Below are 20,607 nucleotides of genomic sequence, written 5' to 3'. Positions count from 1 at the left end.
CCCCCTCAAGATCGAAGAACCCGTAAAGGTGCCGAGAGACCGGGATCTTCTCACTCATTCACGGTTGCCGGGAGAACGTAACAGGCATAAACAGCGTCCAGCCATTCTTTGTTGATTTTCTGTCCAGTGATCCGCTCTACGAGAATCAACGCCGAGGTGAAGCTCTCACGCAAGTCGGTGACCCCGTCCTCGACGTCGTCATCAATGATGTCGAAGCGCAGACCTTCCATATGTGAATCCAGGGCGTTGGGGTCGCCTCCGTATCGGTCCTCGGTGTAGGTGATGTCGAGAACAGTGGCGATCTCGCCGTTTGCCGCATACCTGAGGATGGTTTCTCCATGGACACTCCATTCGATGCTCAGGGCCCGCCCGTTGTTTTTCGACAGGCCGACCACCGAGTCGATGCCAACGCAGCGATAATCTCCCAGCAGGAACGTCCATGTTCCGGCCGCCCCTACGAGAATGTTGCCGTCCTCGCGTCCGCTTCCGTCCGAGCCGGATCCCCAGCCTACGATTTTGCATGGCGTCACCGTATCGATATCGGCGCCCATGACACGAGCGACGTTCTCAACGCTGACACCTTCACACCACGTCACATAAAAATCGGCAAGGGAGCCATGGCCTCCTTCGTGAGCAGAAACAAGATCGTAGAGACTGTAAGGTGTGGTCATATCTCCTCGTTCGCCGAGGGTGTCGCCGTCCTGTCGGTTCGACAGGACGGCGACACCCTCATGTTGTGGCGAGCTTATTATCTATGGATTTTGGGGCGGTGGCCCGGTGACGCTGACCCAGTACTTATCCCCGTCGAGACGGGTTGTGCCGTCGGGGACAAGAACGCGGTAACGGGAGTAGAAGATTTGCAGTTGCCGCCCGTCATTGGTGTTTTCTATGCCAACTATTTTTTTGACCGAGAAGTTGCCGTCTCCCCACCCAGGTCCCTGTTTGGCGGTATTGAATGGGTACTCGTCGCAATGACCGGCGGTCTTCAGCGGCCTGCACGCTTTCTTCCTCGCACTCAGCTGAACCGCGCCCCATGTTCTTCCCTTGGGGTCCCCGGGCGCAGCAGACCTTCGTTGACGCGCGTCAATGCAGCCTTGGTGCCAGCCGTTGTCCCATTCCAGTTTCCTGGAATGATCTTCGGTACGGGAGCCTTCGAGGGAACGGTGGAATCCGGCTGATTGAACGCCTTCCAAAGGTGCTGGGCGACGGCACCTCTATCGGGGTCGTCCGTCTTTATCCTGTAGATGCGGCTGACTTCCGGGAAAGTGCACGCACCTGTGTATCTGATCTGCTTATCGTCGGGAACGTTGTTGAGCATCCCTCCCATCACCTCGTCCTCGCAGCGGACAGTGGGCGGGTTCCAGCTGCCGTTTTGCTCCTCCTTCGGCCTGTCCCACAAAGGAACGGCCTCGTTCGTGTCCATGAAATTGGCGTTGATGAACACCAGCCACGGGAAGACGCTGCACCGACGCACGTCATCGCTGGAAGACGTGGATCTGAATCGGTAGTACCGAGTGCGTGTTCCCCACTCGTCGATCCTCCCTGCCCAATCTCCGTCGACCGTTTTAGCGCAGGTCGAATTAGGCCCACTTGATGCGGCGGTCATCTCCAGCGACATTTCCTGCTGGCCTGCGGCTATGTGATCCGGAGTGATGTTGTCCAGGCTGACCCATACCGAGATGTCCTTGGGCTTCAGTGAGCCTGTCGCTCCATCGCTTCCTGGATCGCGGATCGACTCTCCGTCAGGCATGCCCAGGTAGGTGTTGACGACCACCGTCGACCGCCATATCAGGTCCGTCTCCTCTTCGACGGTACCGTCCGGCCTCTTCTTCGTCTTTCTCTTCTTTCCTCCGAAGATGTCCTCCGGGTCCGGGACCCAAATACTCATTCCATACCATCTGACGGTGCAGCCGCTGTAGACGGAAGCGGCGGTCCAGACGCCCTTCTTGTATTGCTTCGGTCCTTCCGCCTTACACGTGTCGAGTGTGAAATGTTGGTAATTGAACGACGGGTCGGGTACGGCACTCTGCTGGCTGGACCGTACGGTTTTCCCGGGAGAGGACTCGGACGGCTCGTCACGCTCGCCTTCGCCACCCCTCTCCGACTCCCACGGTGAGGCGGCGACCGTGGTCGTGCTGCCGTGAAGCGCGCCGACCTCGTCGGCTGACAACGCCTTTTGATACACCCGAACGTCGTCGAGGTCTCCGCGCATGACGGTACCCAACGTCATAGCGGCGTCGGCGTCCCATCCGGAGAAACCAATCACGTCGTTTCCGATTGGGGTGCCGTTGAGATATAGCGTCGCGGTGTCAGCCTCGGCGTCGTACACCCCGGCGAGGTGGAACCATTCGCCGACCGGTGGTTCGACACCGGAGAGCACGCCCTGGGGGGTGGCGCCGGCAGCGTCGGCGTTGGTGAGCGTGAACACCAAGCCGTGGTCGGCGGTGTTGCCCAGGCGGAAAGGAGCCTGGTGGACACCCTTCTGTTCCAGGACGATGTAGTCGCCGTCCTTGTCGCTCCACCGTAGCCAGGCCGCCGCGGTGAAACTCTCATCGGTGCGGATGACCGATCCAGCGGTCTGCGCCAGCGGTTCCTCACCCGACTGGACGACGTCGATCTTGATCTCTTGCCACGCCGACCAGGCCGAGGCTGATTCTCCGGCGACCGCACGGGCGCGCCAGCGGACCTTCCAGCCGTCGATCAGTTTCCCGTCTGGAACAGCGATGTCCGCCTGGCTGCCGGAGGCGGCGCCGTCCACGGCCCCGGCCCAGATCTGCCCGGTGCCCTGGCCTTCAGGCGCGGCCGGGTCGTGTTCGAGCTCGAACTCGGCTCGCAGCGCCTGCCCACCCGGGTGGGTGACCGTGGCGTTGAGGGTCGGAATGATCGTGCGAGTCGTGGTCGTGCCGTCCACTACCGCTGACGGGGTGACCGTGAGGTTCCCCACCGTGGGTTTGGGCATGTCGACGGTGACCTGCTGCCAGTCCGACCAGGCGGAGGAGGCGGTGGCCGAGGTGGCGCGGGCACGCCAGCGCACCAGCCATCCGTCGGCCAGTTCGCCCTCGGGGACGACGACGGTGGCCTGGGTGCCGGAGGCCACCGCGGTGGAGGTGCCGGCCCAGATCTGGCCGGTGCCCTGCCCGGTGGCGGCCGGGTCGTGCTCGACCTCGAACTCGGCCCGCACTGGCTGGCCAGCGGGGTCGGTGACCGTGGTGAGCAGGTTCGGAGTGAGGCTGGTGGTGACGGTCTTGCCGTCTACCAGGGTGGAGGGGGTGACCTGGAACTGGCCGACCGTGGGGTTGGGCACGTCGACGGTGACCTGCTGCCAGTCCGACCAGGCGGAGGAGGCGGTGGCCGAGGTGGCGCGGGCGCGCCAGCGCACCTTCCAGCCGTCGGTCAGCTTGGCGGCTGGGACGGTGATGGTGGCCGGGCTGCCGGAGGCCACTGCGGTGGAGGTGCCGGTCCAGATCTGGCCGGTGCCCTGCCCGGTGGCGGTGGGGTCGTGCTCGATCTCGAACTGGCCGGTCAGGGTGCCGCCGATGGTGTCGGAGACGGTGGCGGCCAGTTGCGGGGTGAGCGAGGTGACCGTGGTGATGCCCGCCACGTTCTGCGCCGGGGTCACCGTCAAGCCGGTGATCGCCGGAGCCGAGGCCTGGCCGGAGGTGGTGACGGTCAGCTTGGGCGGGGAGTTGAACTCGAAGGTCTCCTCGGCGGAGGGGAAGACCCGGTAGTTGTCGTTGGTGTTGGCCTCGTTGGGGTGTTGCAGCACCAGGCCGTGGTTGGCAGCGCCGCCGGCCCAGTCCTGAGCGATGGCGGTGACCGGCCACTCTAGCGGAGCCGGCTCACAGGTCGGGCCGAGGGCGACCCTGTTGATCTGGGCGTCCTCGGTGGTGGAGGTCGGTTTGTTGGCCCAGTACAGGTTGTTCTCATCCCACGCCGAAGTCAGGCGTCGGACTTGAATGCCCGGCCCGACCGTGGGGCCGCAGCCTTGGGCGTCGATGTTGAGCAGCGACAGCCTGGCATCGGTCACTGTGCTGCCCGCCAGGACGGCGGTGTCGAAGCGCAGATGCACCCGAGACAAGTCGCCGAACAACCGCCCGGCCATCAGATACCCGGCGGTCGGATCGGCCGGCAAGTCGGCGTCGCTGGTGGAGGCGACCTCCACATCATGGTTGAACGGCAAGGTAGTGGTCGGATCCACCCGCACCGGATACCGGGTGGCGGGGTCGGACAGGAAGGCGTGGTCGGGCTTGAGCACCAGCTCGGTGCGGCCGCCCGTGGTCACCACGTCGGTGGCGATCTTCGCGTGCCGGGCCTGGGGCAGGCGGCCCTTGGCCAGGCGAGCTCCGGCGGAGGCGTCCCACATCACCGGCTGCGGCGCCGAGGCGACGAGCTTGTCGTCCTTGCTCTCGTCCGTGCCGGTCGCGCCGGCCTTGGTGTCGGTGAGCAGCAGGCGTCCACCCTTGCCCTTGGTCAGGGTCAGGCCGCCGGTGTCCACCCCGATGCGCAACTCCAGGGGTTTGGCGGGCCGCTCGCGCAGCACCACGTCATGACGGAATCCGGTCGGTAGCACCGTCACCACCAGGTCCGCGCCGCGGCCCGCCGCATCGACGTACGTGGCCACGTTCTTGCTGATGGCCGGCTTGGGCAGCGCGGTCGGCCACCGCAGCGCATAGGACCGCCCGTCAGCGGCCGTCATCTTCACGAACGCGTCTGTACCACCGGTGGAAATTCCCACGGTGACACCTGATGGCAGCATCCTCGGGCGAAGTCCGCCGCCATGCGCCACCAGCGAGGTGTCGATCGGCACCCATTTGCCGCCCTGCCTGGTCCGTACAGGACCTGCGGCGATCTCGGTCTTGAACGTCTTCCCGTCGGGCTGCGCGTAGGTGAGGCTCGTTTCGGACGTCTCACCGACGACCGCAACAGCCTTCCCCTGCTTGACGGCATCAAGGGAGGCGGCTACCCGCGACTGAGAAGCCGCGTTCGAAACGGCGCTACCGTTTTTACCTGGAATCCAGGAAGCCGTATCGTTCAGAATCGCATCGTTCTGGTTTCTGGATGAATCCTCTGCGGTGTTTCCCGTTCCCTCGTCGAACGTCCAGCGGCCACTTTCCGGAATCTCTGTCGTAAAGGACCACAAGTGGGGGGTGAAGGGGTTGGGGGCTGCGTCGACGGCGTCGCTGACCTGTACCGTGTAGCGAGTCCCCGAGGACAAAGGATGGGTCGGCGTGAAGGTGAATGTTTTGTCATCGGCGGCTGCTGTTGTGTCGCCGGGAACCTCCACTCCCACAGCGTCCTTCATTGAGATGTCCGGTTCCCATACCGGCTCGCTGAAAGTCACCTCGACTTCGGTGCCCGGAGACACGTTCTCCGCATCGCTGCCGGGGGTGGTGGCAACCACGGTCGGCGAGCTTGTGTCACCTGTCTCGCTTCCCTCGACACCCTTCCCGTCCCAGTCGCCTAGTTCGTCACCCCTTGCTTCTCCGTCGATCGGTTGCAGTTGTTCCGTCGGGATCTCTTCCGGGTAAAGCTGCTGCTCTGTGAGAAGCTGTTCATTCCCAGCGCTCATCGCAGGAAGACTGGGAATGTTTTCCGCTGTGTCGACCTGCATGGCGAGGGCTTCCGCGTAGGTCGGTGGTGTCGTCCTTTCCGGGGTTCCGCAGTTGATGTAGCGGGATAGTCCGCGAATCTGGGGATTGACATGCGGAAACATGCCGTCTGCTGGCGGGACGGCGTGTATCTAGGGGCTGGGGTTCGGCCTGGTCAGCGGCTGGGCGGGGTGAGCTGGTAGATCCTGGGCGGGGCATCGATTTTGAGGGCGTGGAGCAGATCGCGCTGGGCTTTGGTGATCTCGGTGCGTTGCCGGAAGGTGCCGGCGGGGCCGGTGAAGGTGCCCAGAGTGATCCGGTCGAGCTCGCGGCGCAGGGCGGGCCAGGTCTGCCCGGTGGAGGTCTCGGCGATCCGGGCCAGCAGCAGCGCCAGCCAGCAGAGCAGGACGTGCGCGCGGATGCGCTGCTCCTTGCGGTGGAAGACCGGCCGCAGATCGATGATCTGCTTCATGTCGCGCCAGCCCCGCTCAACCTCGAGGAGCTGCTTGTAGCCGAGCGCGATGTCCTCAGGAGTCATCTTCGGGTCCGAGGTGCGCAGCAGGTACTTGCCGTCGAGGTTCTCCTCGGCCTTGATTCTCGCGGCGTCGATGCGCAGCAGCCCGCCGGGCGTGGTCCGCAGGTACCGGTTCAGGCCGGGCTTGGTGGAGATCACCCCGCGCAGCTCCGCACGTTTGGTCGCGTTCAGCCGATCGGTGCCCTCGATCAAGGTCGCGAGCTGGGCGAGCAGTCGTTCCCGGACCTTCTCGTCCCGCTGCGCGGCCTCGGGGTTGAAGCAGATGATGAACCGCTCGTCCTCGCGGATCCGAACCTCCTTGACCCGCAGGTTGTCGCGGATCTCCTGGTAGCGGCCCTGACGGGCGAGTGCTTCGGTGGCCTCGGCCGATCCGGAGCGGAGCTTCTCTCCGATGATGTAGTGGTGGTCGCCCTTGCGCAGGTGCAGCCGGTTGCGCTCGGAGGCGAAGCCGCGGTCGGCGACCCACACGATCCGCGACAACGTCCAGTCCCGCATATCGTCCTTGACCTGCCGGATCAGCGCGGAGTCGCCGGTCGCGCCGGGCCAGGACCACACCCGGACGGGGATGCCGGTGCGGGTGACGGCCATCCCGATCACGACCTGCGGCAGGTCATCGCGGTGGTCCTTGGACTTGCCGAACGACCGGAACCCCTTGCGCTTGTGATCGTCGGTGGCGTCCTGCTCGGGCACGACCTGGCCGAACGCGTCGCGAGGCACGGCTTCGTCGGCGTCTTCGGTCTCGAAGTAGGTCGAGGTGGTGTCGAAGAACAGCAGATCGACCTCGAGGTTGAGGAGGTTTGCGACCTGGTGGAACACCTCTTCCTCGAGCTTTCCGGAGATCTCGATCAGCCAGTCCATCGCCCGGTAGCAGGCGTCGTCGCTGGTCGCGGGCAGCAGGCCGTCGATCGCCACGTCCTCGTTCACCCAGCGGGCCGCCGCGAGCTTGGAGCAGGGGGCCAGGGCCCGGTTGGCGACCAGCGCGAACAGCACCCGCTCCGCGGCCGGGTCGAGCCGGCGGCCCTTGAGCAGCCGTTTCATCACCTTGCCGATCTCCAACTGCCGCCAGAGGGCATCCAGCACCCATGTGCCGCCCAGAGGTCGGGACTCGGTGAACGCCAGCCCGTCGGTCGCCGCCGACAAGGCGGCGTCGGGATCGAGGAACCGGGTGACCGAGGCGATCAGGCGCTGCAAGGCTTCCCGGTTCGCGGCATCCTCGCGGCCGAAGTTGTAGACGACCTGCACCTTCGACCGCTTCAACACCGGATCCCACACGTTGTGCGCGAGCTGCAGGTATCGGACTTCCGTCCCGTCCTTGTTCCGGCGAGGCGTCGACCGCAGATACATGGACTAGACGATAACGCCATAACCCTTGGCAGGCCTAGGAAACGGCGAATATGCGTGTATCTAGGCAGAATCGAGAATCCGACCAGTCCCCACCCCTCTGACCAGCATCTACACCTTCAGCCGTGGCCCAGAACCCTGATTAGCTGCGGAACCCAGGCCTTTGCGCTCCGTCGTATGAGTAGACGACCACTTCGATCGGAGCGGGCGTGAAGTCGACGGTGAGCTTGGGAGCGTGGGCCCCCGAGCTGCAGCAGGTGTATTCCTGGGTGCGGTAGCGGCGCCAGTTGGTGATGTCGGATTCGTTGCCGGCGGTGAGCTGGAAGCCGTAGTTCGGCTGGCCATCGGCCCATGCCTGGACGATCCCGTTCACAGAGTGGATCAGGTCATGCTCGTAGTCCATGTAGCCGCGGGTGCAGCCGGGGAGATAGGCGCCGTACTCGGTGTTCGCACTCGCGCCGGTGACCGGCGGCTGGTTGTTCCACGTCAGGGTGGAGACATCCCACCGCTGGGTGATGCGACGGGCGGTGACGCCGGATCCGACGAACTCGCCGCAGTCGTTGGACAGGTGGTTCCACAGGACCAGGTCGGCGTTGTCAACCGCCCCGCCCAGCAGCAGGGAGTCCGCGGGGATCTCGTCGAAGCGGATGTAGCTGCGCCAGCGCACCGACCCGTTGTTGGACTTACCCACCAGGATCCGGTCCAGGCTGCTGTTGTAGTAGCCGTCCTGGTATTCAGGCTGTTGACGAAGGTGTCATTGCCCAGGGACGGTTCCCACCAGTCGGAGTCGATGGCCATCAAGGTCACCGGGTAGGAAACCGCCGGATCGGCGAGGAACGTCACGTCGGGGGTGAACACCAGGGTGGAGGTGTCCTGCTCCACACCGACGGCGGCCTTGCCGACCTTGCCCGCGTCGATCGGCCCGTTGCCGTCGGCGGCCACAGCGTCGAGCAGCGGCGCCGGCCGAATATCGGCGATCTTCTTCTTGCCGTCCTCGGCCAGCAGGGTGGGCTGTCCGGCGGCGTCCTTGCCGTAGGACATGCCCGTGGGTAGATCCACCGGAAGCCGGAAGGTCAACGGGCCGGCGGGCCGCTCGCGGATGATGATCCGCTGCCGGAAGCCGGTCGCGGTCACGGTGACCACCAGGTCTATGTCCTCGCCGTAAGCGGACTGATAGGTGGCGGCGTTCCCGGCGAGTTTCGGCTTGGGCAGCTTGCCGGAAGCGGCGATCTCCGCGGTGCCCTGCGCGCTCTTGCTCTTCACCAAGGCGGTGTCGTCGCCCACCGACAGGGTCAGATCGCCCTTGACGGCTTTGGGCTTGATGACCCCGTTTTCCTCGACGAGGGTGGTGTCGATCGGCGTGAAGCCGTTTCCCTTGGCTTTTTTGACTCGGATGGGCTGTGCGTGCAGTTCCATTCGCAGGGTCTTGCCGTCAGGATTGGCGAAGACCGTCGTGGTCTCGGTCCGCTGAGAGGGAATCTCCACCCGTTTGCCGGTCTTGCCGGCCTTCTCCTTGGCGGCTTCCACCACCTTGTCCACAACCGGCCTGCCACCCTTTGGTGCCGGTTTCGGTGCCGGCGCGGGTTGCGTTTGCGCGGGGGTTGGTGCCGGTTCCTGCTGTGCCCATGATGGGACCGCGGCCAAACTGACGATCATCGTCACTGCCAGTCCTACCGCGGTGGCATTCACCAGTCGGCGTCTGCCTCGTCTGCGCCGAGATAAGAAGGGTGAGTTCTCTCTTATCCCTGGGGTTGGTGTCACTCATCACTCCTGCAGGCATGCGTTTGGCCCGCACGACGTGCGGGTCATGCGAACAAGGGTTCGACTCGAAGGAAGCTATCAGTAAAATTCACCCAGGAAAAGGGAATGATCAAGCGAGCAATCGCGGGCGGCTGGGCAAATGTCAAACACGAAAAATTGTAACGATCAAGTAAAAATCGTTCAGCGGTTGTGCGGAGTAATCGCGCCTCCGCGAGGCTTTTTCGTCCTGATGGTCGGCAGCATGAAGATCTACACCACCCGCCCCGGCCCGCCTTGTCACCCACCGCGAGGACGCCCGCAGGGTGGGGGCCGGTACCGCTCCCCGAATCCCGGCCGGTCTGCGCGACCTGGCCGTCGGCCTGGCCCGCCTGATCGGCTGGGCCCACATCGCCGCCACCCAGCCCACGGCCTTCGATCATTCGGTCTCACCACGTGAGAACGCTTCAGCCCTGGGATCGGCGAACGGCCTTTCGGATCGAAGGGGCTGAGAACGGCCTGCCGAGCGGTGTCGTTCTGGCGGCTCCGGATCCCCAGAGGATGATCTTCGACAACGGCTCGAAGCTCGTGGGCGGGCAGGAAGACCTGGAGGGCGAGTGGAAGACCATGGGGAGCATCGACGAAGTCGCCCTCCGGGTGAGGAAGGCAGTGAGCGTCGAATGACCTGACGACACACCGCCGGTGTCCGGACCATGGGGGGAACCTTCGCGAGGTCGTCGCGTGTGTGCGCGGGGCGGTGAGCGAGATCGACCTCTTTTGAACGCGTTCAGCGCGCCGCGCTAAGCTGGCCTCACACATTCTGGGGGCCCGATGAAGATAGTGATACCCGGAGGAAGCGGTCAGGTGGGTGCGGTCCTGGATCGCGCGATGACCGCCGCGGGGCATGACGTCGTGGTGCTGACCAGGCGGCCGGTGCGGGAGCGTGACGTCCGCTGGGACGGGGAGACCCTGGGGCCCTGGGCGGAGGCGATCGACGGTAGCGACATCGTGGTCAACCTGGCCGGGCGCAGCGTCAACTGCCGCTACACCGCCGCCAACCTGAGGGCCATGATGGACTCGCGTGTTCACTCCACCCGGGTCGTGGGCGAGGCGATCGCGGCCGCCGCGCGGCCTCCCCGGGTCTGGTTTCAGATGAGCACCGCCACCGTCTACGCTCACCGCTTCGACGCGCCCAACGACGAGGCGACCGGCGTGATCGGCGGTACCGAACCCGGTGTCCCGGCCTACTGGGCCTACAGCGTCGAGATCGCGAAAGCGTGGGAGCGGGAGCAGGAGCAGGCCAAAACCCCGCATACGCGTAAGGTCGCCCTGCGTACCGCCATGGTGATGAGTCCCGATCGCGGCGGCGTCCTCGATGTCCTGCTGCGGATGGTGCGGCTCGGCCTCGGCGGCCCGATCGCGGGCGGCGCGCAGTACATGTCCTGGATCCACGACCGCGACTTCGTCCGTGCCGTCGAGTTCCTGGCCGATCGGGACGACCTCGCCGGGCCGGTGAACCTCGCCGCCCCCGATCCTCTGCCGCAGCGTGCGTTCATGCGCGTGCTGCGCGCCGCGTGGGGGATTCGGGTCGGCCTGCCTGCCACGAGGTGGATGGCCGAGCTCGGCGCGTTCGCGCTGCGCTCGGACACCGAGCTCCTGCTGAAAAGCCGCCGGGTCGTCCCGGGTCGCCTGCTCGAAGCGGGTTTCGCCTTCGACCACGCCCGGTGGCCGGAGGCCGCCGGCGACCTCGTGCGGCGCGTGCGCGGCGGGGGCCGCGTCCCCGTGTGAGCCTCCGGGGCTCCTGCGGACCACCGGCGCGGCCTCGCCGTTCCGCGTCGCGTGGCCCGTGCGGACACGCTCTCCGGCGTTCAAAGGATCAGGCGCGCCGCCACCGCGAGAACCGTGATCACGATGGATACGTCCACCGGGTTCGACGATCTGCCCGGGGTCCGGGCGCAGGTCGTCCCCGCTGAACGCCACGATGCCCGGGTTTCACCGCTCTCGGCCAGCGTACGCACGCGAGGCGGCCGAAACGACCGGAGCCGGCCGGGCCGGATGAAACGGAAGCCGACGAAGCGCGCGGGATCTCCCGTGCTCAGCCGCAGTGGCTCCAGCCGCTCTTCCACGACAGCGACCCGTGTGAACCTCCCCAGATGACGCACTTCTTGGCCGCGGACAGGCGTACGGGGCCCGCGTAGACGGTGAACCTGCCGGGGTTGCTCCCGCTGGAGCCGCCCTGCACCTGGAGTATCGCGTTCATCGCGACCTTGGCGGGGACCACGTACCTGGACATGGTGACGACACAGTTCTTGCCCGCGGCGGAGTTGTAGAGCAGGTAGATCGTCGCTACACCACCCAGGGCCCTGGAGTTGACGACCTTGTAACCGCTGCCGCAGACGCCGGTGGCCGTGTAGGGATTGGGCTTCTGGGGGGTGGGCTTCGGGCTCGGCTTGACGGTGGTGGTGGGTCTCGCCGTCGGTCGCGCGGTGGTGGGCTTGGGCGTCGGCTTGGACGTCGGCTCGGAAGCCGATGAGGGCTTGATGGCGTTGTCCGGGTCCGACGGGTTCGCCGACGGGGTGGGCTTGGCGGTGCCGGCCGCCGGGTTGGGAGTACGGGAGGGGGGCCTGGTGGGCTCCCTCGTCGGCTTTCCCGCATCGCTGTTCGGGTTCTCGGCCGGCCGGGAGGACGGCCGTGCGATCCGCCGGGACGGGGGAGGCGTGATCGGGGAGACCTCTTCGGCGTCCTCCCCGATCTCCGAAGGCAGGGGCGGCTTCTTGCCGGCCGTGGGCGGACCGTCGGTAACGGATGCCGGGGCCGGCCTTGAGGTCTCCGCCGCGGCGGACGCCGCTCCGGCTCGCGCCACCGCGGTCTTCTCGTCGTTCTGGAGGACCGTCACGGTCCCGGCGGCGGCCACGCCGAGCGTGGCCACGACCGCCACCCCGGTGAGCAGGAGCCCCACAGGGCCGCGTGCCTTCCTCCGCCCGGACCCGTCCTGGCCGGAGCCGCCGTGTCCTGGCCCGCCGTGTCCCGGCCCGCTCTGTCCTGGCGCGATGTCTCCCGGCCCGCCCGCCGGCGGTCCGTCCTGGCGTTGCCCGCTCTGCCACATGGCCGCCGCGGACATGTGGCCGGGATCCGGCGCGGGACCGGTGAGGGGCGCCGGCCGCCGGACCGGGGTGGTGGGGGCGGTGCCCATCAGGCGGTTGACGAGTTGCTCGGCGGTTGGGCGCAGCGCCGGGTCCTTCGACAGGCAGGCCGCGACCAGTTCGCGCAGCTCTCCCTCCAGCGCGCCCAGTTCCGGCTCCGTGTTCAGGATCCGGTTGATCACGACGGGGATGGAGTCCTGGCCGAACGCGGGCGTGCCGGTCGCGGCGAAGACCATCGTGACGCCCCAGGCGAACACGTCGGCCGCGGGCGTCACCTCGCCCGGCCCGAGCTGCTCGGGCGCGAGATAGGAAGGGGTCCCCATCGCCACCCCGGTCGCGGTCATCCCCGGAGAGTCCAGGGCTCTGGCGATACCGAAGTCGATCACCACCGGGCCCTCGGGGCCCATCAGTACGTTGGCGGGCTTGAAATCACGGTGCAGGATGCCCGCGCGGTGGATCGCCGACAACGCGGTGGCCGTACTGACGGCGAGACGTTCCAGGGAGGCGCCGCGCCGCGGCCCCTGGCTGTCGACCAGCTGGCGCAGGGACGGACCCGGGACGTACTCGCTCACGATGTACGGACGGCTGCCGGCGAGGTCGGCGTGGAGCACGGAGGCGGTGCAGAACCGGGCCACCCGTTGCGCGACCGACACCTCGCGCAGGAAGCGGGCCCTGGCCTCGGGGTCGCCGGCCAGCCCGTGGTGGAGAAGCTTGACGGCGACCTGCTCGCCCTCCGGCCCCCGCCCGAGGTAGACGATCCCCTGCCCGCCCTCCCCGAGCCGCCCGGTCAGCTCGAACGATCCCAGGCGCGGGGGATCCTCCGCTGTGAGTGGTTCCATCAGCTGCCCCCCGGCAAAACCCGAAAAATGGTTTAGGTGGGGCAGAACGCTACCAGCGTGAGAGGGGAGCGAACGGCCATGGAGATTCGAGGGAACCGCGGAATCCCGCGCTCGGCCGGAGGGGGATTCGCTGAGATCCCGGCTCCCCGCCTGGTAAGAGGGGATCTCCGGATCTCCCCGCCCGGTGGGCGGGGGTCCGCTCAGATGGCCTTGCCGGGGTTGAGGATGCCGAGCGGGTCGAAGACCCGCTTGATCCCGTGGTGGATCTCCTCGGTGACCGGCCCGGTCTCCATGGACAGCCAACGCTGTTTCAGCAGACCGACACCGTGCTCGCCGGTGAGCGTGCCCCCCATCTTCAGGGTCTCCCTGAAAAGCTCGTCGGCCGCCGCCCACACCTCGGGCGGCGGTTCGGCCAGGGCCTTGTCGAAGACGAAGACGGGGTGCAGGTTGCCGTCGCCCGCGTGGGCGACCGTGGTGATCAGCACGCTGTGTTTGGCCGCGATCGCCTCGATCTTCTCGATCATGTCGGGCAACAGAGAGCGTGGCACGCACACGTCCTCCACCAGGCACTTGCCCAGCCGTTCCTTGGCCTCGTACGCCATCCGCCGGACCCCGATCAGCTGCTCGGCCTCCTGCGCCGACGACGACACCGCCACGAAGGCCGCGCCGTTGGCGGTGCAGAGTTCCGCCATGCGCTCGGAGACGGCCGGGCCGTCCACCGCGTCCGACTGCGCGATCAGCATCGCCCGGGTCGACTCCTCCAGCCCGATGTTCCGCCAGTCGTCGATGGCCTTGAGCGTGTTCCGGTCGAGCAGCTCCAGCAGGGACGGCTCGCACCCGGCCGCGATGATCGCGGAGACGGCGGCGGCCGCCTCCCTGAGGGAGGCGAACTCGGCCGCGATCGTCGCCGGGTAGACCGACGGCGCTCTGCGCAGCCGCACCGTCGCCGCGGTGATGATCCCGAGCGTCCCCTCGGAGCCGACGAACAGGCCGGTCAGGTCGTACCCCGTCACGCCCTTCACGGTGCGCCTGCCGGTGTTGATCACCCGCCCGTCCGCGAGCACGACCTCCAGGCCGAGTGCCGAGTCGCGGGTCACGCCGTACTTCACGCACCGCAGGCCGCCCGCGTTGGTCGCCAGGTTGCCGCCGATGGTGGAGATCTCGTAGGAGGAGGGGTCGGGGGCGTACATCAGCCCGTGCTCGCGGGCGGCCCGGTCCAGGTCGGCGGTGATGACCCCAGGCTCGACCACGGCGATCTCGTCGTCGGGGGAGAGTTCCCTGATGGCCGCCATCCTGTGCAGCGCCAGTACGACGCACCCCTCGATGGCGGTCGCCCCGCCGGCCAGGCCGGTCCCGGCACCCCGGGGCACCACGGGAACCCGGTGCCTGGTGGCCCATCTCATCACGGCGACCACGTCGTCCCTGGTGTGCGCCAGCACCACGGCCAGAGGTCTCCCGGGTTCCAGAAAGGTCCGGTCCCGGGCATAGGCGTCGGTCACGTCGGAGTCCGTCAGCACCCTCTCCGGTGCCAGCGCTGCGACGAGTTCGGAGATAGCGGTCACAACTGGACTGTACGACCTGGTTCCGCATGAACGTTCAGGCGGCACGCTCATCGCGCCCCCGCATGCCAACGCGGCACCTCAGGAGGCGGGCAGGCAACGCCGATCCGGATCGGAGTGAAAATCACCACCATTTTCTAACAAAAGGCATTTTATTTCAGTTTTGCAACATCATTTGGCGCCTTGACTCTGGCTTTGCTTTCTCGTCGAACCTCCCGGTTCGGTGCGCTTATCCGGCGCGCCGGAGATGTCCGCGCCCGGTAAACCCGCGCGCAGGGAGGGGACACGTTGTCCGGCAGAGTCAGCAGAGAAGGCGCTCCCAGGCGCCTTCTCGCGATGGTTCCCGTACTCGGCCTGGCCGTCACGGGCCTGGCTGTGAGCAGTGCGTCGGCCGAGAGCGACTCCTCGGTCGCGCGGTACCAGCCGACCGCGGCCGACTACTACATCAACTACGCACCGCCCAGGGACGAGCCGGAGGTCGGCGATCCGGCCCTGCCGTCGGGCAAGGCGCGCAAGGCCGCTCCGTCCAGGAAGATCGACCAGAAGTACTCCGAGGGCAACCCCGTCGCCGCGCGGGTGCTGGCCGCCCGCGAGGCCGAGGCGATCAGGACGGGGCTCAACCCCGCCGACCTTCTCTTCAAGAAGGTGAAGACCCCCAAGACGGCCAAGCTCCTCACCCTGCTGGTGGAGTTCAACGACCAGCGGCACCAGCACGCTGTGGTCCAACTTCGACCAGGAGTGGGCCAACGTCAAGATCGCCCGTGACGTCCAGGTGCCGGCCGGGACCGATCTGAAGTTCTGGCTCTGGAACAACTACGAGATCGAAGAGGACTGGGACTACGGTTTCGTCGAGGTCTCCGTCGACGGCGGCACGACCTGGGCTCAGCAGAGGGTCTACACCGAGGGCGGCGCCCTGGTCTCCACCGACGATGACTACACCGACCCCAACGGGAACCTCGTCGCGTTCGGCAACAAGAGGTACGGCCTGACCGGCAACACCGACGGCTGGCGGCACGACTACGTCGACCTCGCCCCGTTCGCCGGTAAGGCGATCAAGCTCCGCCTGGCCTACAACACCGATGCCGCCTACACTCCGCGCGGCTGGCACGCCGACGACTTCGCCCTCAAGAACATGAGCGGTCGCGTGCAGTCCTCGAACGCCGCCTTCTCCTTCGCCAAGACCTACCCCTTCACCGAGTGCATCGAGGGACTCGACGAGCCCTTCAGCGCGTACTGCACCAAGGTGGACGGGCTGAAGGGGGTCTCGGAGTTCACCGACGCCAAGACCTGGTACCCCGGCTTCGAGGCGCGCGGCGACAGCCTGCTTCTCCGCGACGCCGACGCCTCGACGGTCATCCCGTCGGCGGGCGACCAGATGTACAGCACCCGGGTCGTCAACCCCGACGGCAGCCCGGCCACCCAGGCGTACGGCATCGACATGGGCGGCGGCCACGTCCTCGGCTCCGGCAACCCCGGCGACGAGGGCAAGGCGCTGAGTGTGAAGCTCAAGCTCATCACCCCGCTGCCGGGTAACCTCGGCGCGATCGTGCAGGTCACCCCGCCCAAGAAGTAAACCCCCCAGGATATGGCCCCGCTGTCACCGATGGCGGGGCCATACCATTTGAACGGGCAGGCACCCGATCGGATGGGAACAGCGTGGGAGAGCTCCGAAGCAAGGCCGAGCACACCGAGGCCATCAGGACCGAGGGCAGGGTCTGCGTGGTCGTCAACACGCGCTCGCGCCGAGGCCGGCGCCACTACCCGGAGGTGGTCCGCGCACTGCGGGCCGAGAGGTTCGGATCGATCCGCTTCTTCCCCGTGGAAGATCCCAGGCGTCTGCGCGCCATCATCGAGGAGGCCCTGGCCACGGGCCCCGACCTGCTCGTCGTGGGCGGTGGCGACGGCACGCTCAGCTCCGCCGTCAAACACGTCGCCCACCGTGACGTCGCCCTCGGCGTGCTGCCCCTGGGCACCACCAACAACTTCGTCCGCAGCCTTGGCGTCCCCCTCGACCTCGCCGGAGCCGTCCGGGTGCTGCGCACCGGCAAGGTCGCGGACATCGACCTGGGCATCGCCGGAGACCGGGAGTTCGCCAACCTGGCCAGCTTCGGGGTCTCGGTGGAGGTGGCGGGCAAGGTCAGGCACGGGGTGAAACGTCTCCTCGGCCGCGCGGCCTACTCGCTCACGGCCCTGATGATCCTCCCGGGTCACCAGCCGTTCCGGGCTTTCCTCACCGTGGACGGCCGCCGCCACGAACTGCTCACCCACCAGCTCAACATCGCCAACGGCCGCTTCCACGGCGGCTGGCAGGTCGCCAAGGACATCAGCATCGACAACGGTCGTCTGGTCGCCTACCAGCTCGGCTCGGGCAAGCGCCTGCGCCTGCTGGTAGAGACCATGATCCGGGCCGGCAGCGGCCGCTGGCGCAGCCTCGCGGGAGGTCCCTTCGTCATAGGGCGGGAGATGCACCTGGAGACCGACCCGCCGCTGGCCGCCGACATCGACGGTGAGGTCCGTCTGATGACCCCCATCACGATCCGCACCGTCCCCAACGGCCTGCGGGTGATGGTCCCCGACGACTTCGTCGACTCCTGAGCCGCGTTCAGGTTGGGTTCGCCTTCACGGCTGTTTTCCGGTGATACGCCGGAATCTCCCCCTGAGCCTGGCGAGTAGCGGCTTCTGTCCCGGTACGTTCCTGTCAGGCAGGCTCTCCTCGTGCTCATCTCCGTTCCACGCGGGCGCGTGGGCGTCTCGCGGGTGGTGTCCCGGCCCGTGCCTCTCCGGGCGTTCGGGAACCGCCACGCCGGTGTTCGCCGTACCGGGGTCCTGGAGAGGGAGGGCCGGTACGCCGGAAGCCGGCGGGGAGAGGGCCGGCGGGCGGGGACGCCGCGCCCGCCGCAGGTCGGCCAGGGCCTCGGCGGCATCGGGGCGCTTGTGCGTCGCGTGGTCACGCATCCGCCGGAGCAGGTCCATGATCTCGGCGGACGCCTCACCGGGGGCGGGTTCGGCGTCGGGATTGGCCGGGGGGAGCTCCCCGGTCAGCAGCTGGAAGGCGATCACCCCGGCCGCGTACACGTCGGAGGCGGCGGTCATCCGCTCGGGCATGGCCTGGCACTCGGGGGCCGCGTAGTGGGTGTCGAGCACGTTGGGCAGCTCGTTGGCAACGGTGTGCGCACGGGGGCCCGGCTTGGCGTAGTCGAACCCGGTGAGCATCGCCCGGCCGTCCTCCGTCACCAGCACGCAAGCGGGACTGAGCGCCCGGTGGATCACGTTGTTGGCGTGGACATGGGCCAGGCCCAGCAGCATGTCCTCCACCACGTCCAGCCGGGCGGCGGTGGAGAGCGTGCGGGGGGAGGCGGTGAGGTGCAGGTGCAGCGCCTGGCCGTGCACGTCGTCGAGGACCAGCACGAACCGGCTCTCGTCGTCGATGGCGAAGAAGTCACGGGCACGCACCACGCACGGGTGCGCCGGGATCCTGGTGAGGGCCTGGTAGGCGTTGGTGATCAGCCGTCGTTCGGCCGCTCGCGGTTCCTCCTCCGCCAGCGGGTCGGCCCGGTAGACGCGTAGCAGGACCGTCTCGCTGCCGGGGACCGTCGCGTTGATCGCGCGATACTCGGTGACCCGGTTGTCGCCGCCCAGCTGCTCCTCCACCTCCCAGCTGCCGAAACGCGGCGGCGCCGTGGAACGTCGCACGCTCCCGTTGAGCGCCTCGATGATCGCGGTGCCGTACGGCGCGGTATCCGTGGTGTGGCCGCGTCTGACGCGGGAGGCGTCACTCAGCGTGCCGACAAGCCCGGCCAGGTCGGTGACGTGGCGTGAGTCGCGGCCGGCCGGGTCGACCAGCTCCGCGTCGGCCCCGGTGAGAACCACGAGGCTGTCGACGTAGACCCGGTCCAGCTCGCGCCGCTCCTGGGTGAGCAGGCCCTTGAGCGCGCGCCCGTTGCCGCGCAGCTTGGTGACAGGGGAGCCGAACGCCTCCCGCCGCAGCGGGAACCAGCGGTTCCCCGCGACCTCGATCCTGCCCCGGGTGCCCTTGACGTCGATGACGCAGAGCGAGTGGCCTGTCAGGACGATCAAGTCCACCTCGAAGGTGTCGTCGCCGCGGGGCACCTCGATGTTGTGCAGTAGCAGCCAGTCTTGCGGGGCGCTGTCTCGCAGGTGTGCGATGACCCGTCGCTCGGCGTCGTTGACCGGGCTTCCGCCGCCGACGATCTGTGCCATCTCTAGCGTGCCGCCTTCCTAATCGTGCTCATCGTGCCACGCAGTATCTCAAGAGGCTCATCTTTGCCCGTAGCTTTACTTTTCCACCACTCGGACACGCGGGCCTCCCTATGATCATGGCGTAGTCCCGGCCGTGAGACGTGATCGACGTGTCCGGCACGTCGGCGCTGTCGCTCCGGCCGGCCCTCGGATGGCAGGCGGGACACCGCGGCCGGTCAGGATGCCGGACATCTTCTTCGGTTTCCGTGGTCGCCGTGGGTCGTGCCGGCAGGTCGTGCTGGTGGGCCGGCCCGTGACGTGGCACGGTGTTGCCCCTGAGGCTCCCGTGAGCACCGCCGCCGTACGGATGTTTGCCGTGGCGGGACAGGGTAGGCGTCCTTTCCTGTAGGGGAGGAGGCAGTCCATGGTCAATACCAAGGAGTCACTGCCGACATCCGAGCTGATCCGGCAGATGTCGGAGCAGGTCTCGCGTCTGGTCAGGGACGAGCTCCGCCTGGCCAAGGCGGAACTGACCAAAAAGGGCAGGCATGCGGGAATCGGCGTGGGACTGTTCGGCGGGGCGGGAGTCGTGGCCCTGTTCGGGGCGGGATCTCTGGTCGCCGCGGTGATCCTGCTTCTCGCGTACGTGATGCCCGCCTGGTTGGCCGCGGCGGTCGTGGGCGTGGTGCTGCTGGCCGTGGCCGGCGCACTCGGGTTCTTCGGCAAGCACCAGGTCGCCGAGGCGTCCCCGCCGACTCCCGCGCGGACCATCGAGAGCGTCAGGGACGACATCTACGCGGTGAGGGAGAGGGCCCACCGATGACTGAGACAGACCCGGGCGGCTCCGACCGCCCCCCGGCCGAGGCCGGAATCACCGGATCCCGAAGAAAAAGGGTCGGTGCTCCCATAACGCCGGATGAGAGGGAGTCGCTGAACATCCCGCCGAAGCAGCCGTACGGCACGCCCGGCGAGGATCTAGGTGTTCCGGAGTCCGAGCGCGACGACACGCCCCGGCTCCCGGAGAGCGCGGTCGCCGGCGCCACCCCGTACGGCAAGACCGTCAACACCGCCGGCACCGGTGTCGGCGAGACGAAGACCGGAAAGATCATCACAAAAGACGAGAACGATGCGGAAACCGTGCGGCGGGACATCGAGGACGCCCGCCGCGAACTGGGCGACACTGTGGAGGCACTGGTGCACAAGACCGATGTGAAGGGCCGTTTCCAGGAGACCGCCGCCCATGTGGGCGAAGATCTGCGCAGGGCGGGGGCGGCGACCGCCACCACCGCCACCGAGATGGTGGAGCGGGTCAAGACGGCCGCTCCTGAGATGGTCGGGCGGGTGAAGGAGACCGCCCCCGAGATCGTCGGCCGGGTCAAGGAGGCGACCCCCGTCGAGATCAAGGACGCGGCGGAGAAGGTCGCGACCGAGGCGGGCAAGCGTCCCGTCCTGACGGTCGCGGCGGTGGCCGCGTTCGCCCTGCTCGTCTTCCGGGTCCTGCGGCGAGGCAAGAGGAGGTAGATGCCAGGCAGGGCCGTCCCCGAAGATCTGATGGGTGTCCCGAAGCCTTCGGAACCGCCCTGACGGGAGGATCCCGGGGGTCGTCTGGCGGATGGTCCGGGAAGATCTGGGGGCGTCCCGAAGCCTTCGGAACCGCCCTGACGG

At 67.4% G+C, this 20,607-nt stretch carries 15 protein-coding genes and 1 pseudogene; 7 read left to right on the top strand and 9 right to left on the bottom strand.

Annotated features, from left to right (window positions below; genetic code table 11):
* Positions 1–50: 50 nt before the first annotated feature.
* The 6 genes and pseudogenes from OG884_RS01830 to OG884_RS01815 form a co-directional block, all read right to left on the bottom strand.
* On the bottom strand, positions 51–671 hold the full coding sequence (locus OG884_RS01830) for a DUF6461 domain-containing protein (RefSeq protein WP_326641454.1): 621 nt from the start codon (positions 669–671) through the stop codon (positions 51–53).
* Positions 672–752: 81 nt separating this feature from the next.
* Positions 753–1,019, bottom strand: a complete 267-nt coding sequence (locus OG884_RS37365; protein ID WP_442811708.1) for a NucA/NucB deoxyribonuclease domain-containing protein — start codon at positions 1,017–1,019, stop codon at positions 753–755.
* Positions 1,016–4,696: a DNRLRE domain-containing protein gene (locus tag OG884_RS01825; RefSeq protein WP_326646837.1), complete on the bottom strand. Its 3,681-nt coding sequence runs from the start codon at positions 4,694–4,696 to the stop codon at positions 1,016–1,018. The genes OG884_RS37365 and OG884_RS01825 overlap by 4 nt, the downstream gene beginning before the upstream one ends.
* Positions 4,697–5,134: 438 nt before the next feature.
* Positions 5,135–5,569: pseudogene (locus OG884_RS37360) on the bottom strand (Ig-like domain-containing protein); the annotation flags it as partial.
* Positions 5,570–5,763: 194 nt separating this feature from the next.
* The gene (locus OG884_RS01820) at positions 5,764–7,467 is read right to left on the bottom strand and encodes an IS1634 family transposase (protein WP_326639544.1); all 1,704 of its coding nucleotides are present in this window, start codon (positions 7,465–7,467) and stop codon (positions 5,764–5,766) included.
* A 139-nt stretch (positions 7,468–7,606) separates the two neighbouring features.
* Positions 7,607–8,155: a DNRLRE domain-containing protein gene (locus OG884_RS01815; protein ID WP_326641452.1), complete on the bottom strand. Its 549-nt coding sequence runs from the start codon at positions 8,153–8,155 to the stop codon at positions 7,607–7,609.
* Between the two features lie 1,607 nt (positions 8,156–9,762).
* Here OG884_RS01815 and OG884_RS01810 point away from each other — a divergent pair.
* Together OG884_RS01810 and OG884_RS01805 are read left to right on the top strand one after the other, a co-directional pair.
* On the top strand, positions 9,763–9,885 hold the full coding sequence (locus OG884_RS01810) for a hypothetical protein (RefSeq protein ID WP_326641450.1): 123 nt from the start codon (positions 9,763–9,765) through the stop codon (positions 9,883–9,885).
* A gap of 147 nt (positions 9,886–10,032) precedes the next feature.
* A complete protein-coding gene (locus tag OG884_RS01805; protein ID WP_326641448.1) occupies positions 10,033–10,989 on the top strand; it encodes a TIGR01777 family oxidoreductase in 957 nt (318 codons plus the stop codon).
* A 307-nt stretch (positions 10,990–11,296) separates the two neighbouring features.
* Here OG884_RS01805 and OG884_RS01800 read toward each other — a convergent pair whose 3' ends face one another.
* Together OG884_RS01800 and OG884_RS01795 are read right to left on the bottom strand one after the other, a co-directional pair.
* On the bottom strand, positions 11,297–13,183 hold the full coding sequence (locus OG884_RS01800) for a serine/threonine protein kinase (protein WP_326641446.1): 1,887 nt from the start codon (positions 13,181–13,183) through the stop codon (positions 11,297–11,299).
* Between the two features lie 200 nt (positions 13,184–13,383).
* Entirely contained in the window at positions 13,384–14,745 is a 1,362-nt protein-coding gene (locus OG884_RS01795) for an FAD-binding oxidoreductase (protein ID WP_326641444.1), read from the bottom strand.
* A 333-nt stretch (positions 14,746–15,078) separates the two neighbouring features.
* On the opposite strand from OG884_RS01795, the gene OG884_RS01790 reads away from it, so the two are divergent.
* The 3 genes from OG884_RS01790 to OG884_RS01780 all read left to right on the top strand — a co-directional run bounded on the left by OG884_RS01790 (position 15,079) and on the right by OG884_RS01780 (position 17,337).
* Positions 15,079–15,507, top strand: a complete 429-nt coding sequence (locus OG884_RS01790; protein ID WP_326641442.1) for a hypothetical protein — start codon at positions 15,079–15,081, stop codon at positions 15,505–15,507.
* Entirely contained in the window at positions 15,458–16,315 is an 858-nt protein-coding gene (locus OG884_RS01785) for a hypothetical protein (RefSeq protein WP_326646836.1), read from the top strand. The genes OG884_RS01790 and OG884_RS01785 overlap by 50 nt, the downstream gene beginning before the upstream one ends.
* Positions 16,316–16,398: 83 nt before the next feature.
* On the top strand, positions 16,399–17,337 hold the full coding sequence (locus OG884_RS01780; RefSeq protein ID WP_326641440.1) for a diacylglycerol/lipid kinase family protein: 939 nt from the start codon (positions 16,399–16,401) through the stop codon (positions 17,335–17,337).
* Positions 17,338–17,361: 24 nt separating this feature from the next.
* On the opposite strand, the gene mads6 is transcribed toward OG884_RS01780, so the two are convergent.
* Complete coding sequence (gene mads6, locus OG884_RS01775; RefSeq protein ID WP_326641438.1) at positions 17,362–18,963, bottom strand: methylation-associated defense system protein kinase MAD6; 1,602 nt, start codon at positions 18,961–18,963, stop codon at positions 17,362–17,364.
* Between the two features lie 403 nt (positions 18,964–19,366).
* Between mads6 and OG884_RS01770 the strand changes: the two genes are divergently transcribed.
* Positions 19,367–19,765, top strand: coding sequence for a phage holin family protein (locus OG884_RS01770; RefSeq protein ID WP_326641435.1), 399 nt, complete (start codon positions 19,367–19,369; stop codon positions 19,763–19,765).
* Positions 19,762–20,463, top strand: a complete 702-nt coding sequence (locus tag OG884_RS01765) for a DUF3618 domain-containing protein (protein WP_326641433.1) — start codon at positions 19,762–19,764, stop codon at positions 20,461–20,463. The genes OG884_RS01770 and OG884_RS01765 overlap by 4 nt, the downstream gene beginning before the upstream one ends.
* Positions 20,464–20,607: the final 144 nt, after the last annotated feature.

The organism is Streptosporangium sp. NBC_01755 (assembly GCF_035917995.1).
GTDB lineage: Bacteria > Actinomycetota > Actinomycetes > Streptosporangiales > Streptosporangiaceae > Streptosporangium.
This window is presented reverse-complemented; position numbering and strand designations above follow the sequence as displayed.